Raw genomic sequence first — 15619 nt, forward strand, 5'->3', positions numbered from 1 at the left:
AAAAATTAAAATTATTTTTGAAGATTTTCTATATAATTAACAACATCTTCAATTTTTACTAGTTTTTCAGCATCACTGTCTGGAATTTCTACATCAAATTTTTCTTCTAAAGCCATAACTAATTCAACAACATCTAAAGAATCTGCACCTAAATCTTCAATGATTTTAGATTCCATTTTAACTGCATCTTCATCAACACTAAGTTGCTCAACAACTACTTTTTTTACATCATCAAAAATTGCCATTTTTATCTCCTAGTTTAAAAAATTAAAACGCATTTTACAATAAAAAAATAAATTTCTTGTTTAAAAAGTTAAAAATTAAAGATTATTACGAAAAATTTAATTATCTGTGTTTAAATAAAAGCTTAATTTTTAACAAAGGAAATTGATGCTTTTGGATAGACTTATAAAAGAAAATAAAAAAACTTGGGATCAATACATCTATCATGAATTTGTAAAAAAACTTCAAAATGGCACTTTAGAAAAAGATGTATTTTTGTTTTATCTTAAACAAGATTATATCTTTTTAAATAATTATGCAAAATGCTATGCTTTGCTTGCTTTAAATGCAAATAATGCTAAAGAAATTCAATTTGCCATTAAAAATCAAAATTACACTTTAGAAGGAGAATTGGAACTTCACAGAAGTATTTTAAAGCTAGGTATTGATGTAGAAAAACTAGACTATAAAGATGAAAGTTTAACTAATATTGCCTATACAAGGTATTTACTAAGTGTGGGACAAAATGGAGATTATTTAGATATGCTGTGTGCTTTGAGTGCTTGTGCTATAGGTTATGCATACATAGGAAAAGAAATTTATAAAGGACTTAATGAAAAAAACTTAGAAAACCATCCTTACAAAGAGTGGATTTTAACCTATGCGGGAAAAGAATTTCAAGATGAAATTAAAGAATTTAAAGACTTTTTTAATTCTTATGCAAATAGCATTAGTGAAGAAAAATTTAAAAAATTAAACGAAATTTTTTATACTACTATAAGACTTGAAACGGCCTTTTGGCAACACTCTTTAGAGCAAAAAATGGAAATTTAATCATCATAAGGATGATTAAATTATCAATTTAGCAATATTAATCCCTACAAAAGCAACCAAATACGCACATAAAGATGTGAATATAAAAAGATACCATGCATATTTTTTATTTCCCGCTTCTTTAGCAAAAACTATAGTTGCTGCAAAGCAAGGATTATAAATCATAACAAAAAGTATAAAAGCTACTGCTGTGCTAAAAGGGATGTTTTCTTTTATAGCTTCTTGTAAATTTAAACTTGTCTCATCAACTTCATCACCTAAAGAATAAAGCACACCCATAGTAGAAATCATCACTTCTTTAGCAGCTAAACCACTTACCAAAGATACACTAAGTTTCCAGTCAAAGCCAAGTGGTGCAAAAATAGGCTCTATTGCTTTGCCAAATTGTCCAAGATAACTATTTTCTATCTGAAGCTCTTGAGTTAAAGCATCTTGGGTATTATTTTCTTGTGCAGGAAAATTACTTGCAAACCAAATAAGCAAAGAAGCTATTAAAATAAATGTTCCTGCTTTTTTTAAATACATTTTGGCTTTGTTAAACACCATAAACCATACCAAATTCCAATTTGGCATTCTATATTTTGGCATTTCCATCACAAAAGGTTCATCTTGTCCTCTAAAAGCACTCATTCTTAAAATCTTAGCTGCAATTAAACCCAAAAACGCACCCAAAAGATAAATCCCAAAAAGATAATTTCCCGCCACATCAGCAGGAAAAAACACTCCAACAAAAAGCACATATACAGGAAGTCTTGCACCACAACTCATAAAATTAATAATAAAAAGAGTTAATAATCTATCTTTTTTATTTTTTAAAGTTCTTGTAGCCATAAAAGCAGGCACCGAGCAACCAAAACCCGTGATTAAAGGGATAAAACTTTTACCATGTAAGCCAAATTTATATAAAATTCCATCTAGTAAAAATGCAACCCTAGCCATATATCCAGTTGTTTCAAGTAAGGCTATGCCAAAAAATAAAATCATAATATTTGGTAAAAAAGTTATAACCGCACCAACCCCACCTAAAACACCATCAGCTAAGGCTGAAGCGATGAATTCATTGCTAATATTATTTTTTACCATATCGCCTAAATTAGCAAAAAACATTTCTATATAATCCATAGGAATTTGCCCTAAAGTAAAGGTTAGTTGAAATAAAGCCCACATAAAAAACAAAAATATAGGAATTCCTAAAAATTTATTAATTAAAATAGAATCTATTTCTTTGGTATGATTTTTATACTTAACACCCTTACTTAAAACCTTAGCACATATACCATTTGCAAAAGCAATCAGCTCTTCTTTAAAAATACTTTCCATATCTTTGCTATGATATGCCATATAAATTTTTTCTAAAGCTTCATCAAGTATTTTTCTCAAAGCGTGCGAAATGACTATATTAGCTTCATTTTTAAGTAAAGCAAGCGCCAAATCTTTTGTAGAAAAATCTAAATAAGTAATTTCATTTTGATTTAAAAATTCACTTATTTTTGTGAGTTCTTCTTCTATGATATCACTATAAACACGCTCTTTGGCTTCGAATTTAGCTTCATGGGTTGAAATGATTAAATCCAAAAGTGTATTTAGATTTTCTTTGGTTTTAGCGCACACGCCAAGACAAGGCGTATTTAGAAGTTGGGATAAAATTTTAAAATCTATACTAAAACCCTCATTTTTAGCTTCATCTTGCATATTTAAAGCCATAATCATTTTAATTTTAGCCTCTATTAAAGACGCACTCAAAATCAAATTACGCTCCAAATTTGTAGAATCAAGCACATTTACCACAAGATCAAAATTACCCTTTTTTAAAAATTCTTTTGTGATTTTTTCTTCTTCACTATAACCATCTAATGCATAAGTTCCTGGTAAATCTATAAATTTAAACTCATAATTTTTATAAATTAATCTAGCCTCAGCCTTTTCAACTGTAACACCGCTAAAATTTCCAACTTTCATATTAGCTTTACAAAGCGCGTTAATTAATAAACTTTTACCAACATTTGGCTGACCTACTAAAGCAACGATGATTTCTTTCATTAAAACTCTTTTGAAATTTGTATTATTTTTGCTTCACTTGAGCGTAAAATCACGCAAGTTGTATCAAGTTCTACCATAATAGTAGAATTTGCAATAGAAGAGCGAATTTTTTTAACTTTTTTGTTTTTTGCAAAACCAAAACTAAAAAGTCTTGCTTGGAGTTGTTTATCTGCTTCAAAGCCTACTATAAGAGCTTCTTCATTATCTTTTAATGTATCTAAAGTCATGTTTTTCCTTACAAAAACTAAGATAAAACATTATATAAAAAATTAAATTATTTCTTTTTTAAAATAATAAGCAATCTCAAAAAATGAGATTGCTAGAAATCAAATTCATTTAGATTTTCTAAATTTTGGAGCTTTTTGACTAATTCCTCAGCCTTTTCTAAAGAAAGTGCTATGCTAGCATTAGAAAGAAATTTATCTTTTAATTCATCAAAACTTAAAGGATTATCAAAATTTCCTTTATTTATAAACACATCTTTTTTAATTACTCTTCCATCATTTAAAACAGCTTCTAAATGCCCTGGAAAGTATTTAGGGAAACCACTAGATTTTTTCTTTTCATAGCTAATTTTTTTAGCAAATTCTATCACTTCACTCCTGCTTAAATCTTCATAAGATTTTAAAGTGATCTTGCCATCAAAAAATGCCAAAGCCATTAAAAAAGGCATAGAAAATTTGGCCGCATAAGCACTTTGTGGAGTGTATTTTGCTTCTATTGGATCACAGATAAATGAAATTGGCACCTCATCTACAAAGCAATGTATACTTTTGATATCTTGTGCTTTTAAGCCATCATTTCTTAAACTCATAGCACAATCAATAAGCCCATGTGCAAAATGACAGCTTGGATAAGGTTTTAACGAAACTTGCATTACTTGCCAAATTTCATTCAAGCCCTTACAAAGTTCATTTTTATCACACTCATCTTCTAAGCCAAAAGTTCTAAAGATATTATCCCTTCCTTCAAATATACTCAAAGGACCGCTCATATTAGCTTTTGCGAAATTTGCTACTAAAATTCCATTTTTCAAAGCATTAGCTATGTGTAAAACTTTAGAATTAGACCCATTAGATAAAAACTCATTTACCCCACTTGCAAAACTTCCTGCTAAACCTAGTGCATTGATGATTTGTTCTTTGTTTAAATCAAGCAAAACACAGCTTGCAGCCACACTGCCAAAAATTCCTGCTATAGCTGTAGTATGAAAACCACGTTTATGGAAACTTCCTTTGCTTGCTATACCCACTCTAGCAGCAATTTCCCAACCAACAATAAAGGCTTTTAAAACTTTTTTTCCATCTTTATTTACACTAAATCCATAAGTTAAACAAAGTGGAGTTAAAATAGCACTAGCGTGCAAAATAGCTTCAGTATGAGTATCATCAAAATCAAGGGCATGCGCTGCAATAGCATTTACCATCGCAGCATAAATTACATCAAGCTTTTTATCTTCACTCCAAATTTTTTCACTAGGATTTACGCTTAAAGCTTCAAAAGCCTTAGTTGCATTTAAAACACAAGCTTCATTTTTAGCAGCTAGGGCTGTTCCTAGTGCATCAAGCATAAGTTCTTTTGCTCTTTGTTTTACTTCACTAGGAATAGCTTCATAGTCTAAATTTACGATAAATTCGGCTAGTTTTTCACTTAAATACATTTTTTCCTACTTTAGAATTGGCGCATTAGCAATTTTTTCTAAGAACTCATCAACTAATTTTGGTGCATAACCTACATAAGTTGTAGCATCCATTAAAACATCAATATCTTTTTCACTTAAAACCTTATTTACACGCTCATCTTCAAGCAAAACTTCTTTGAAAGTTTTATGATTTTCTATGCCTCTCATAGCATTTTCATAAACAATTTCATGTGCATGTTGCTTACCATAATGATCACTTAAAGCAAACATCACGCGCTCTGCCAATACAAAGCCATTAAGCGTATCAAGATTTTTTAACATTTTGTCTTTTTTAACTTCTAAATCATCAAAAACAAATTTCATATTTGCCAATACTACCGAAAGCATTAAAAACGCTTCTGGCAAAAGCTTCCATTCCATTTTCCAAACTTGACCATCTCTTTCATGCTCATGTCTTTCTATATCGCTTAAAATTGCAATATTAGCTCTTAGGGCATTACTTACAGTCACTGCATTTTCACTTACTGCAGGATTTCTTTTATGAGGCATAGTAGAACTTCCCACTTGACCTTTTCCAAAAGGCTCAGCAATTTCATCGATTTCGTTATGAGCTAAGATTAAAAGTTGATGTGCTATTTTGTTAAAGGTTGCATTGATATTACCTAAAACATAACCAAGCTCGATGAAACGATCTCTTGCTGGTTGCCAAGAAATATCAGGAACTTCTAAACCTAAGCTTTCTAAAGTAAGTTTTTCTACTTCATTAGCCTTGTCACTTAAACTTGCTTTAGTTCCTACTGCACCTACGATTAATCCTACATATAATCTTTTTTCAAGTTCAATAATTCTTTCATAGTGGCGATTAAGCTCACTAAGCCAAATTGCAACTTTGTGTCCAAAAGTTATAGGTAAAGCTTGTAAAGCTAAGGTTCTTCCCATCATTGCAGTGTTTTTATGTTCTTTTGCGATTTTTGCTAAATTTTTAGCTATATCTTTTAAATCTTGCTTGATTAAAGTCATAGCTTCTTTAAATTGTAAAACTATGCCTGTATCAATGATATCTTGCGTTGTTACACCAAAATGTACATATTCACCAAGACCATTTTCACAAGCTTTTTCTAAACCACGCACAGTAGGCACTAAAGGGTGTTTGGTCTTTTTAAACTCAGCAAAAATAAAATCCATATCCATAAATTTATAATGCGCTTTTTTAGCTATTTCTATAGCCGCTTCATTAGGGATAATGCCAAGTTTTGCTTGAGCTTTTGCCAAGGCAGCTTCTACATCAAGCCATTTTTGAATTCTATTTTCTTCACTAAAAATAGCTCTCATTGCAGGAGTGCTCCAAGAATCTTGAAGCAACCTCATATCAAATACACTCACACCCATGTTTTATCCTTTAAAATTTATTTTTTCAAATGCTTGTTTTAAATCAGCAATCAAATCCTTACTATCTTCAAGACCTATATGAAATCTCACAAAAGGCCCTCTAGCACTCCAATCTGTTGCAGTTCTTGGTGGAGTAGTAACAGTAGCTAAACTCTCATATCCACCCCAGCTTGCACCAATTGAAAAATATTCTAAATTATCTACAAACTCAATAGCTTGTTCTTTTGAAATACCATCTGCAAATTCAATCGTTACCATACCATTAGCACCTTTATGATCGCGCATAAAAACTTCGTGGTTTGGATGAGTTTTTAATTTTGGATAAAAAATTGTTTTAACTTCTTTTCTGCTTTGTAAAAACTCTACTACCTCATCTGCACTTTTTTCATGCGCTTTCATTCTTACATCTAAAGTTCTCATACCACGAAGCACTAAATAAGCATCATCAGGACTTGTAGTAAATCCTAAAGTTTCTGGTAATTTGTCAAAATTTTTCCATTCTTTTTCATTAATTACTACTATACCCATAGTAACATCTGAATGCCCACTTAAGTACTTAGTCGCTGCAATTACTGAAATATCTACTCCAAGCTCAAGCGGATTTAAAAAATACCCACTTGAATAAGTATTATCAATCGCTACTGGTATATTGTGTTTGTGTGCAATTTCGCATAGTTTTGGTAAATCTATAATTTCATAAAGTATAGAACCTGGGCTTTCACAAAGGATTAATTTTGTGTTTGGTTTGATTTTTTCTTCTACATCAGAAGCATCAGCTTTTAAAAAGTCAATTTCTACGCCCATTTTAGTTAAAAATAAATCACAAATTGTTCTAACAGGTCCATAAATAGCATCAGTGATTAAAAAATGAGCATCTTTGCTAGCATAATTTAAAAGCACCATAGCTAATGCTGCAAGTCCTGTTGGGAAAAGTTGCGCTCTATGGCCTCCTTCAAGCTCACAAATTAGTTTTTCAAGTTCAAAATTTGTAGCTGTTCCTCTAGCACCATAACTCAAAACACGCTCATTTTTTCTTAGCTCGCGGTATTTTTGCCAAGTAGCATGATCTTTAAAAAGTATGGTTGATGCACGCATTAAGGTTGGATTAACTGATCTTACTTCGGCGTTTTGATCGCCTCTTCCTAGGTGGATTAATTTAGTTTTATTATTCATTTTAAGTCCTTTTTTACAAATAAACATAAGTCATAATCACATTAACAATAGCAGCTACAAGCATAGGAATAGCTGTTCTTTTTACAACTTGTAATGGATTTACTTTAGCCATAGCTGAAATCGCCAAAATAGCAGGTGCAATAGGTGAAACGCATCTACCAAAACCTGTCATGATTTGAATAGGTGCTATCATAGCTATGGTTTCAACGCCAAAAGATTTTGCTATATTTGGGATAAGTGGCGCAAAAGAGAAAAATGCTGCATTTCCTGAACCCATTAAAAATGCACACACAGCAAGCAAAATAGAAACTGCTATAATAATAGCAAGCACTCCAAAACCTGCATCTTTTGCAAAACCTATTAAAGTATCCACAAAACCAACTGATAAAAGTCCGCTTGCAAAAACTTGACCACAAACGATCAAAGAAACTGTGATTACAAACAAATGTCCCATACCTTTGAAAAATACCATGATAGAATTTAAAGTATCAATTAAACTTTTATAACGAATGATTTCAAAAACAATCGCTATAAAGGTTGAAATCATCATAGCAACTGGCACATTCATTTTAATAGCAGTAGATGAAGCTGCTTTAACTTCTTCCATAGTGGTAAGCCCCATTAACACCATAATGCTATCTAAAACACTACTAAAGCCCAAAATTAATACTAAAGGTATAATAGGTAAAATCGCATAAATTCTAGGTGGCTTTTTAAGCTCTTCACTTTTGCCATCATGTTCTGCTAATTCTTTTTCAACATCATCACGGTTAAATGTGAAATTTTCTTTTTTATCAAAATATTTTGAGCAAAAATAAATCGCAATACCTACTGCTATGATAATAGGCACAGTTGTAGGAAGCTGATAATGCACAAAATATACCGCAGGATCAATTTCAGCTGTTTTTGCAGCCAAAATCACATTTCCACTACCTGGACCGTGATCAATATATTGACAAATTGCAATAATCGAAAGCGCAGAAAGCTTAGAAACACCTGAGCGTACCAAAATAGGATACATTGTAACCATAAGCAAAAGTGCTAAACCTGCATGTGAAGGTATAAAAAGCACTAAAAACTGAATTACAAAATATGAAACTAGCAATAAAATATAAGGTGATTTTACTGCCTTTAAAGGTCTTTCAAATACTTTAAATAAAGCATAGCTTGCACCCACATGATCCATATAAGCAGAAAATCCTGCTATACACATTAAAGTAAGTCCAAGTCCTGCTAGAGTACTTGACATTTTAGTATTTACTACTTGGAAAATATCAAAAAGACCTAAATGTAAAGATTGCTTTTCACTAATGATAGGGGAAAGTCCAAAAATTCCTGCTAAAGCTAACAAGAATAAACCACTTAAAAGCAACGCCATATGGGCGTTGATTTTTTTATAGAGCATAAAAACAAGTAAAAATACAGAACATCCTGCAAAAAATAAACCCAACATGCTCTATCCTTTATGAGCAATAACCTCTATCTCCACTTTTGCTCCTTTAGGAAGATCTTTTACCGCAAAAGCACTTCTTGCAGGATATGGAGCTGCGAAAAATTCAGAATAAACCTCATTGAAAGCCACAAAATCATCAATGTTAGCTAAAAAACAAGTAGTTTTAACCACATTGTTAAAATAAAGATTATTTTCTTCTAATATAGCCTTGATATTTAACAATGATTGCCTTGTTTGTTCTTTTACATCTTCACTTTCTATATTTCCGCTTTCTGGATTAATAGGAAGTTGTCCTGAAATAAATAACAAACCATTAGCTTCTCTATAAGCTGAATATGGTCCTATAGCCTTTGGATAATTTGCCATGTATACTCCTTGTGTTTAAATGAAATCATAATATAATATTATCATCATAATAATAAATTGTCAATATTTTTTTATCATAATAATAATTTTTTTTATTGTTGTAAATATTAACAACTTTGATGAAAATATTTTGTAAAATAACAAAAAACAACAAAAAGGTCTAGATCATGGATGAACAACAAAAAGAATTATTTATCAAACTTACTCAGTTTTTAGGACAGGTGCTTGGAGATCAATACGAAATCGTTTTTCATGTGATTTCAGATGAGGGTTCATATATTGCAGCCATTGCAAATAACCACATTAGCGGAAGAACAATTAATTCTCCACTAACCTCTTTTGCAAGTGAGCTTGTACAAGAAAAAGAGTATTTAAATAAAGACTTTTTATGTGATTATAAAGCAAAGGTTGGAAAATCTAAGATTGTTACTGGATCAACTTTTTTTATAAAAAATCAAAATAAAATTGTGGGAATTTTATGTATAAATCACGATACCACAGAGCTTAGAAATGCTATTAGTAAAATCATAGAACTTGAAAAAATCAATGATTTTAGTGATTTATTAGATATTCATAATCAAAACAATGTAAATTTACACAATGTGAGTAATATAGAAACACTTAGTCATTCTATAGAAGATATTTTAGCCGAAAACATAGACTTAAAATATTTAAATTCAGGATATAGCTTAAGCACTGAGCAAAAAGATGAAATTATTAAAAAGCTTCACTCAAAAGGAATTTTTAACATCAAAGGAAGTATACCTATAGTTGCTAAGTCGCTTAATATATCAGAACCTAGCGTCTATAGGTATTTACAAAAACTTAAAAATAGCCTTTAATAACTAAAAAACTATTTGTGATATAAAATAAGCACTTACAACAGCACCGGTGATTAAAGCAAAACCTGGTCTTAAGTAAGAGTGATTGATCACAAATTTACCTATTTTTGTTGTGCCTGTTCTATCAAAAGCCACACATGCTATTTGATTAGCTCCTGGGACTATAAAATCTCCACTCACACAAGGATAAAGCACGATAAGAATTTGAGGAGGAATTCCCAAACTCACACCCAAAGGCATCAAAGCTGCTACTGTTGCAGCTGGAGAAAAAATCACCATAGAAAAAGCAAATAAAGCCACACCAAATAAATATGGATAATCCTCTACAATATGCGATAAAGAATCGCTAAATAAAGGCTTATAAGCTTCAAAAAATGTTCCTGTCATCCAAGCTATACCAAAAACCCCTACAACGCCTATAAGTCCTGATTTAAATACCGAAGCTTCACCAAGTTTATTAGCAGGAACTTTAGCAAAAAGCATAATCAAACAAGCTGTTGCAAGCATGATCATTTGGATTAAATTTGGAGTAGAAAGTCTTTCTATTTTACCATTTGCAAGCTCATAATGAGGCAATAAATTTGTAAAAGTTCCAAAGAAAATAATAGTTAAAATCCCTAAAGCAAAAATATACAAAGACCTTTTAGCCATAGGATCATGCTCGCTGTCTTTGTTTTGCAAATCTTCACTTAAAAAATGATATTCTCCCGCTCTTACTCTTTTTTGAAATTCCTCATCTTGCTCAAGCTCTTTTCCTCTTTTTAAAACACTCAAACAAGCAAGAAACACACCTATAAAAAAGGCTGGTAAACTTACTATTAGAATTTGCATTATTGTTGTACCACTAAAAGCTAAAACAGCCACCATAGCAGCAGTAGCTGCACTCATAGGTGAAGCTATAACACCAATGCCTGCTGCTACAACTGAAACTGAAAGCGCTCTTTCGGGACGAATTTTAGCATCAGCTGCCACTTCAGCAATCACTGGATAAATAGAAAAAGCCACATAGGTAGTACCGCAAAAAATCGTAAAAGCAGAGCTAATCAAAGGTCCCATAAAAACAATAGCTTGAGGTTTTTTCTTTAGAATTTTCTCTGCTATTTTTACTAGTAAATCAAGCCCACCTGCGCTTTGCAAAACACTCACACAAGTAATCACAGCAAGTATAATAAACACAACACTCACAGGAAGTGAAGCTGGTTGCATACCAAAGACCAAAACCAAAATACACATACCAAGCCCACCTGCAACCCCAAGTCCTATACCGCCATATCTACCACCTATGGCTATCATAGAAAAAATGATGAAAAATTCTAATATAAAAATAATATCCATTAATCTTGTGCCTTATATTGTTCCAAAAGCTCTTTTGCATGTTTAATTTGCTCTAATACCACTTTAGTTCCTGTACCACCATAAGATACTCTTGCGTCTATACAAGTTTCTAAAGCAATTGCCTCATAAATATCTTCTTGGATATTTTCATTAAATTGATGAAATTCCTCCATGCTAAGTTCTTCAAGCATTTTTCCATGTTTAATACAATAATTCACAGCCCCACCAACTATACTATGAGCTTCTCTAAATGGTATATTTTTTCTTACTAAATAATCAGCCATATCCGTAGCATTTGAAAATCCTTTTGCAGCAGCTGCTCTTGTATTATTAGCATTTACTTGCATTTTTTCTATCATAGGAGTTATGATTTTCAAACTTGCCATTAAAGTATCCATAGAATCATAAACTTGAGCCTTATCTTCACTCATGTCAGTATTATAAGCTAGTGGAATACCTTTCATAATAGTTAGCATTGCCATAACATTACCATACATTCTACCTGTCTTACCACGCATTTTTTCAGCTACATCAGGATTTTTCTTTTGAGGCATTATGCTTGAGCCGGTACAAAAATCATCACTTAATTCTATAAATTTAAAATCTTGACTTGAAAAAAGTATAAGCTCTTCACAAAAACGACTAAGGTGCATAAAGCACATTGCAGCCACAGAAGTAAATTCAACCATATGATCTCTATCACTAACGCTATCAATGCTATTTTCTGTTGGTTTTGCAAAACCTAGTTCTTTGGCACAAAAATGTCTGTCTATATTAAATGTGGTTCCACCAAGCGCAGCTGCTCCTAAAGGACACTCATCCATTCTTTTATATAAATCTTCAAAACGAGAATAATCCCTACTTAACATCCAAAAATATGCCATAATCCAATGTGAAAAAAGCACCGGTTGACCAGTTTGTAAATGTGTATAACCTGGCATAATAGCTTTGATATTTTTTTGAGCTTGATTTATAATCTCTTCTTGCAAAGCAATAATTTGATTTAAAATTTCTTTTATAATGGCTCTCATATGCATTTTTGAATCAAGCGTAGTTTGATCATTTCTACTTCTTGCAGTGTGAAGCTTTCCACCTACTGGGCCTACAATTTGCGTCATTCTTTTTTCTACAGCCATATGAATATCCTCATCAGCTATATCAAAAACAAAGGTTCCATTTTGAATTTCTTCTCTAACTTGTTCTAAACCCTTGATGATAGTTTTTGCTTCATCTTCTTTTATAATGCCTTGTTTTGCAAGCATAGTGCAATGAATTATACTTCCTTGTATATCAAAAGGAGCAAGTCTTGGCTCAACTAATAATGAAGCAGTGTATTCTTCAACTAATTTATTTGTAGGTAAATCAAAACGTCCACCCCATAATTTCTCTGCTTTTTGTGACATATTTATCCTTCTATTTACAAATAAAAGGATAATTTTATAATTTTTATTTTTTCAAAGAGTTTAACTTTTCTTTCTTTTAAAAATTTTTAATACAGCAAAAGCTATTTTTTTAAGAAAACTTTTTTTAGAATGCTTTGTTAAAAACTCTACTATATCTCTATGTCCAAACATTAGTGCAAAAGTAAAAGGTGTCATACCAAGACCGTTGTTTTCATCAATATTTGCCCCATATTCTACCAAAAGCTTACACATAGGCAAATATCCTTTAAAACACACCCCTGCTAATGGAGTTTGTCCTCTGTCATTTTTCTCATCTACCCTAGCATTATTTTCTAGTAAAAACTTAGCACATTCATAAGCATTATGATAACTTGCGAGCATTAAAAGACTATCGCCTTTATGATTTTTTAAATTCACACTCAAACCTGCTTCTATCATAATCTTTAAATTTTGCAAATCATTTTTTCTTGCATAATCAAAAGCCATAGTACAAAGTTCTTGAATTCTTTTTTCTTCTTCGTTGCTAAACATATTTTTCCTTTTATAATCTTTAGTTTGCCACTTTTAAAGTGGCAAGTAAAAATTACATTTTCAAAGCTTTTTTAACACCATTTGCATATTCACTTGAAATTTTTTCAAAATGACTTAATGCTCTAGCAATAATTTTTTCATCAACCCCGCTCATAGAAGTTGCTATATTTTTAAATAACTGCTCTTTTTGATCTTGGTTCATTATATCAAACAAAGCTCTTGGTTGAGTATAAAAATCATCATCAAGTGGAGCATATCTTTGCGCACTACCTTCAAGTGCTAAGTCAGGCTCAAGATAGCTTTTATCTTCTTTTGGACTATCATCATAACTATTTGGCTCATAGTAAGCTGCGCCATTTTTATAAGTGTCAAAATTCATAGCTCCTGCTACATTATAAGTATTTACTTCACTTTTTGCACGATTAACTGGCAATAAATGATAATTTGTTCCTATGCGATATCTGTGTGCATCAGGATAAGAAAAGATTCTAGCTTGCAACATTTTATCAGGACTAAAACCAATACCAGGAACGATATTGCTTGGACTAAATGCAGCTTGTTCTACTTCATTAAAGTAATTTTGTACATTTTTATTAAGTACTAATTCACCTACTTCTATTAAAGACACAATGCTATGTGGCCAAACTTTAGTTAAATCAAAAGGATTAAAACCTAATTTTTCTGCTTCATCTTCTTTTAAAACTTGAATTTGGAAAGTCCATTTTGGAAAATCTCCTTTTTCTATAGCTTCATATAAATCTCTTTGATGACTTTCTCTATCATTTGCTATTAAATTTGCCGCTTCCTCATTAGTTAAATTTTTAATACCTTGCTTGGTTTTAAAATGAAATTTCACCCAAAATCTTTCATTTTTATCATTAATTAAACTATAAGTGTGACTTCCAAAACCATGCATATGACGATAACTTGCAGGAATTCCCCTATCGCTCATTAAAATAGTAACTTGGTGTAAGCTTTCAGGACAAAGGCTCCAAAAATCCCATGCAGCATTATTGCTTCTTAGATGAGTTCTTGGATCTCTTTTTTGAGTATGGATAAAATCAGGAAATTTATATGCATCTCTTATAAAAAATGTCGGAGTATTATTACCTACTAAATCCCAATTTCCTTCTTTGGTATAAAATTTAATCGCAAAACCCCTTACATCTCTTTCTGCATCAGCTGCACCTGCTTCACCTGCAACGGTTGAAAATCTTATAAATAAAGGCGTGTTTTCTCCAAGCTGTAAAACTTTTGCTTTAGTATATTGAGAAATATCTTTAGTAATTTTAAGTTCTCCATAAGCACCACTTCCTTTTGCATGTACTGTTCTTTCTGGAATTCTTTCTCTATTTTGATGAGCAAGTTTTTCAAGCAAAATATAATCTTGCATTAAAAGTGGACCTTTAGCACCTGCACTTAGAGAATTTTGATTATCAGCTATGATATTTCCAAAATCATTTGTTAGTTTTTTCATTGTGTCTCCTTTTTAAATAATAATTTTTATTATTTGATAAATTATATTCCTATATTATTAAAATAAAATTAAACGATAAAAATTATCATTATTTAAAAAATGATTATAAAATTCTTATTTTTAAAAAAATAATCTTTTTTTAAGCATAAATATTTTTATTTTGTAATAAAATTGTTAAAAAATAAGAATAAGCATTCTTATTTTAAATATTTTTACTACAAAATTAATAAAAAAAGGAGAGCTTATGGATAAAGAAACAAGAACTTATTATATTAAATTAGTTAAATTTCTTGCAGAAGCCTTGGGTAGAAATTATGAAATAGTCTTGCACGATGTAAGCGAAGATGGAGCTAATATAGCAGAAATTGCTAATAACCATATTAGCAAAAGAACTATAAACTCACCTCTAACTGGTTTTGCCATTGAAATGATTAAAAATAAAATCTATTTAGAGCGTGATTACATAACACATTATAAAACTTCAGCTAAAAGCTCACAAGCAATGTCAGGCTCTACTTTTTTTATTAAAAAAGATGAAAAACTCGAAGGTTTGCTTTGTATTAATCATGATACTTCAGCGTTTAAAAAAATCTCTGATGAAATTTTAAATCTTGGAAATATTTATGATAATGCTTATGAAAACCCTGAGCAAGAAAACAAAGAATATATTAAACTTGATTTAGAAGAAATTGTCGAAGATATTTCGGGTATGGATATAGAAAGTTTTAAAAATAAAAGCTTAAAACCAAAAGAAAAGCAAAAAATGATAGCTAGTTTATATGAAAAAGGTGTGTTTAATGTAAAAGGTGTTATTCCTAAGGTTGCTGAGCTTTTAGGTATTTCTGAGCCTAGTGTTTATAGACATTTACAAAAGATTAAATAATCATAATTTAAAAAAATTGTAATTTTTGA

At 31.0% G+C, this 15619-nt stretch carries 15 protein-coding genes; 3 read left to right on the forward strand and 12 right to left on the reverse strand.

Features of this window, described 5'->3' with window-relative positions:
- Positions 1–11: 11 nt before the first annotated feature.
- A complete protein-coding gene (gene acpP / locus CAMP5121_RS03775; protein WP_039617517.1) occupies positions 12–245 on the reverse strand; it encodes an acyl carrier protein in 234 nt (77 codons plus the stop codon).
- Between the two features lie 145 nt (positions 246–390).
- Here acpP and tenA point away from each other — a divergent pair, with 145 nt between their 5' ends.
- On the forward strand, positions 391–1056 hold the full coding sequence (gene tenA / locus CAMP5121_RS03780) for a thiaminase II (protein WP_337214832.1): 666 nt from the start codon (positions 391–393) through the stop codon (positions 1054–1056).
- A 15-nt stretch (positions 1057–1071) separates the two neighbouring features.
- Here tenA and feoB read toward each other — a convergent pair whose 3' ends face one another.
- The 7 genes from feoB to CAMP5121_RS03815 form a co-directional block, all read right to left on the reverse strand.
- Positions 1072–3096 carry a ferrous iron transport protein B gene (gene feoB / locus CAMP5121_RS03785; RefSeq protein WP_337214833.1) on the reverse strand — a complete coding sequence of 675 codons (2025 nt, stop codon included), beginning with the start codon at positions 3094–3096 and terminating at the stop codon, positions 1072–1074.
- A complete protein-coding gene (locus CAMP5121_RS03790) occupies positions 3096–3323 on the reverse strand; it encodes a FeoA family protein (RefSeq protein ID WP_039617512.1) in 228 nt (75 codons plus the stop codon). The genes feoB and CAMP5121_RS03790 overlap by 1 nt, the downstream gene beginning before the upstream one ends.
- A 92-nt stretch (positions 3324–3415) precedes the next feature.
- Positions 3416–4756, reverse strand: a complete 1341-nt coding sequence (locus CAMP5121_RS03795) for an MmgE/PrpD family protein (RefSeq protein ID WP_337214834.1) — start codon at positions 4754–4756, stop codon at positions 3416–3418.
- A gap of 6 nt (positions 4757–4762) precedes the next feature.
- A complete protein-coding gene (gene purB, locus CAMP5121_RS03800; RefSeq protein WP_263726357.1) occupies positions 4763–6127 on the reverse strand; it encodes an adenylosuccinate lyase in 1365 nt (454 codons plus the stop codon).
- 3 nt (positions 6128–6130) lie between these two features.
- A complete protein-coding gene (gene metC / locus CAMP5121_RS03805) occupies positions 6131–7300 on the reverse strand; it encodes a cystathionine beta-lyase (protein ID WP_337214835.1) in 1170 nt (389 codons plus the stop codon).
- A 13-nt stretch (positions 7301–7313) separates the two neighbouring features.
- On the reverse strand, positions 7314–8753 hold the full coding sequence (gene dcuC, locus CAMP5121_RS03810) for a C4-dicarboxylate transporter DcuC (protein ID WP_337214836.1): 1440 nt from the start codon (positions 8751–8753) through the stop codon (positions 7314–7316).
- A 3-nt stretch (positions 8754–8756) separates the two neighbouring features.
- Positions 8757–9119, reverse strand: a complete 363-nt coding sequence (locus tag CAMP5121_RS03815; RefSeq protein ID WP_012661024.1) for a Rid family detoxifying hydrolase — start codon at positions 9117–9119, stop codon at positions 8757–8759.
- Positions 9120–9286: 167 nt separating this feature from the next.
- On the opposite strand from CAMP5121_RS03815, the gene CAMP5121_RS03820 reads away from it, so the two are divergent.
- The gene (locus CAMP5121_RS03820) at positions 9287–9961 is read left to right on the forward strand and encodes a helix-turn-helix transcriptional regulator (protein ID WP_087700703.1); all 675 of its coding nucleotides are present in this window, start codon (positions 9287–9289) and stop codon (positions 9959–9961) included.
- A 3-nt stretch (positions 9962–9964) separates the two neighbouring features.
- On the opposite strand, the gene CAMP5121_RS03825 is transcribed toward CAMP5121_RS03820, so the two are convergent.
- Genes CAMP5121_RS03825 through CAMP5121_RS03840 form a run of 4 tightly spaced genes read right to left on the reverse strand, consistent with a single transcriptional unit; the run spans position 9965 to position 14707 of the window.
- Entirely contained in the window at positions 9965–11296 is a 1332-nt protein-coding gene (locus CAMP5121_RS03825; RefSeq protein ID WP_337214837.1) for an anaerobic C4-dicarboxylate transporter family protein, read from the reverse strand.
- Positions 11296–12699, reverse strand: a complete 1404-nt coding sequence (gene argH / locus CAMP5121_RS03830; RefSeq protein ID WP_337214838.1) for an argininosuccinate lyase — start codon at positions 12697–12699, stop codon at positions 11296–11298. The genes CAMP5121_RS03825 and argH overlap by 1 nt, the downstream gene beginning before the upstream one ends.
- 60 nt (positions 12700–12759) lie before the next feature.
- Positions 12760–13230: an ankyrin repeat domain-containing protein gene (locus tag CAMP5121_RS03835; RefSeq protein ID WP_263658635.1), complete on the reverse strand. Its 471-nt coding sequence runs from the start codon at positions 13228–13230 to the stop codon at positions 12760–12762.
- A 52-nt stretch (positions 13231–13282) separates the two neighbouring features.
- Positions 13283–14707, reverse strand: coding sequence for a catalase (locus tag CAMP5121_RS03840; protein WP_337214839.1), 1425 nt, complete (start codon positions 14705–14707; stop codon positions 13283–13285).
- Between the two features lie 244 nt (positions 14708–14951).
- Between CAMP5121_RS03840 and CAMP5121_RS03845 the strand changes: the two genes are divergently transcribed.
- Positions 14952–15590, forward strand: coding sequence for a helix-turn-helix transcriptional regulator (locus CAMP5121_RS03845; RefSeq protein WP_257403836.1), 639 nt, complete (start codon positions 14952–14954; stop codon positions 15588–15590).
- Positions 15591–15619 lie beyond the last annotated feature (29 nt).

This window comes from Campylobacter sp. 2352 PW, from assembly GCF_024723575.1.
GTDB lineage: Bacteria > Campylobacterota > Campylobacteria > Campylobacterales > Campylobacteraceae > Campylobacter_D.

What these genes read in the sequence shown, in the direction of transcription:
- acpP (WP_039617517.1), bottom strand. Translation starts at nt 245, where the DNA reads ATGGCAATTTTTGATGATGTAAAAAAAGTAGTTGTTGAGCAACTTAGT.
- tenA (WP_337214832.1), top strand. Translation starts at nt 391, where the DNA reads ATGCTTTTGGATAGACTTATAAAAGAAAATAAAAAAACTTGGGATCAA.
- feoB (WP_337214833.1), bottom strand. Translation starts at nt 3,096, where the DNA reads ATGAAAGAAATCATCGTTGCTTTAGTAGGTCAGCCAAATGTTGGTAAA.
- CAMP5121_RS03790 (WP_039617512.1), bottom strand. Translation starts at nt 3,323, where the DNA reads ATGACTTTAGATACATTAAAAGATAATGAAGAAGCTCTTATAGTAGGC.
- CAMP5121_RS03795 (WP_337214834.1), bottom strand. Translation starts at nt 4,756, where the DNA reads ATGTATTTAAGTGAAAAACTAGCCGAATTTATCGTAAATTTAGACTAT.
- purB (WP_263726357.1), bottom strand. Translation starts at nt 6,127, where the DNA reads ATGGGTGTGAGTGTATTTGATATGAGGTTGCTTCAAGATTCTTGGAGC.
- metC (WP_337214835.1), bottom strand. Translation starts at nt 7,300, where the DNA reads ATGAATAATAAAACTAAATTAATCCACCTAGGAAGAGGCGATCAAAAC.
- dcuC (WP_337214836.1), bottom strand. Translation starts at nt 8,753, where the DNA reads ATGTTGGGTTTATTTTTTGCAGGATGTTCTGTATTTTTACTTGTTTTT.
- CAMP5121_RS03815 (WP_012661024.1), bottom strand. Translation starts at nt 9,119, where the DNA reads ATGGCAAATTATCCAAAGGCTATAGGACCATATTCAGCTTATAGAGAA.
- CAMP5121_RS03820 (WP_087700703.1), top strand. Translation starts at nt 9,287, where the DNA reads ATGGATGAACAACAAAAAGAATTATTTATCAAACTTACTCAGTTTTTA.
- CAMP5121_RS03825 (WP_337214837.1), bottom strand. Translation starts at nt 11,296, where the DNA reads ATGGATATTATTTTTATATTAGAATTTTTCATCATTTTTTCTATGATA.
- argH (WP_337214838.1), bottom strand. Translation starts at nt 12,699, where the DNA reads ATGTCACAAAAAGCAGAGAAATTATGGGGTGGACGTTTTGATTTACCT.
- CAMP5121_RS03835 (WP_263658635.1), bottom strand. Translation starts at nt 13,230, where the DNA reads ATGTTTAGCAACGAAGAAGAAAAAAGAATTCAAGAACTTTGTACTATG.
- CAMP5121_RS03840 (WP_337214839.1), bottom strand. Translation starts at nt 14,707, where the DNA reads ATGAAAAAACTAACAAATGATTTTGGAAATATCATAGCTGATAATCAA.
- CAMP5121_RS03845 (WP_257403836.1), top strand. Translation starts at nt 14,952, where the DNA reads ATGGATAAAGAAACAAGAACTTATTATATTAAATTAGTTAAATTTCTT.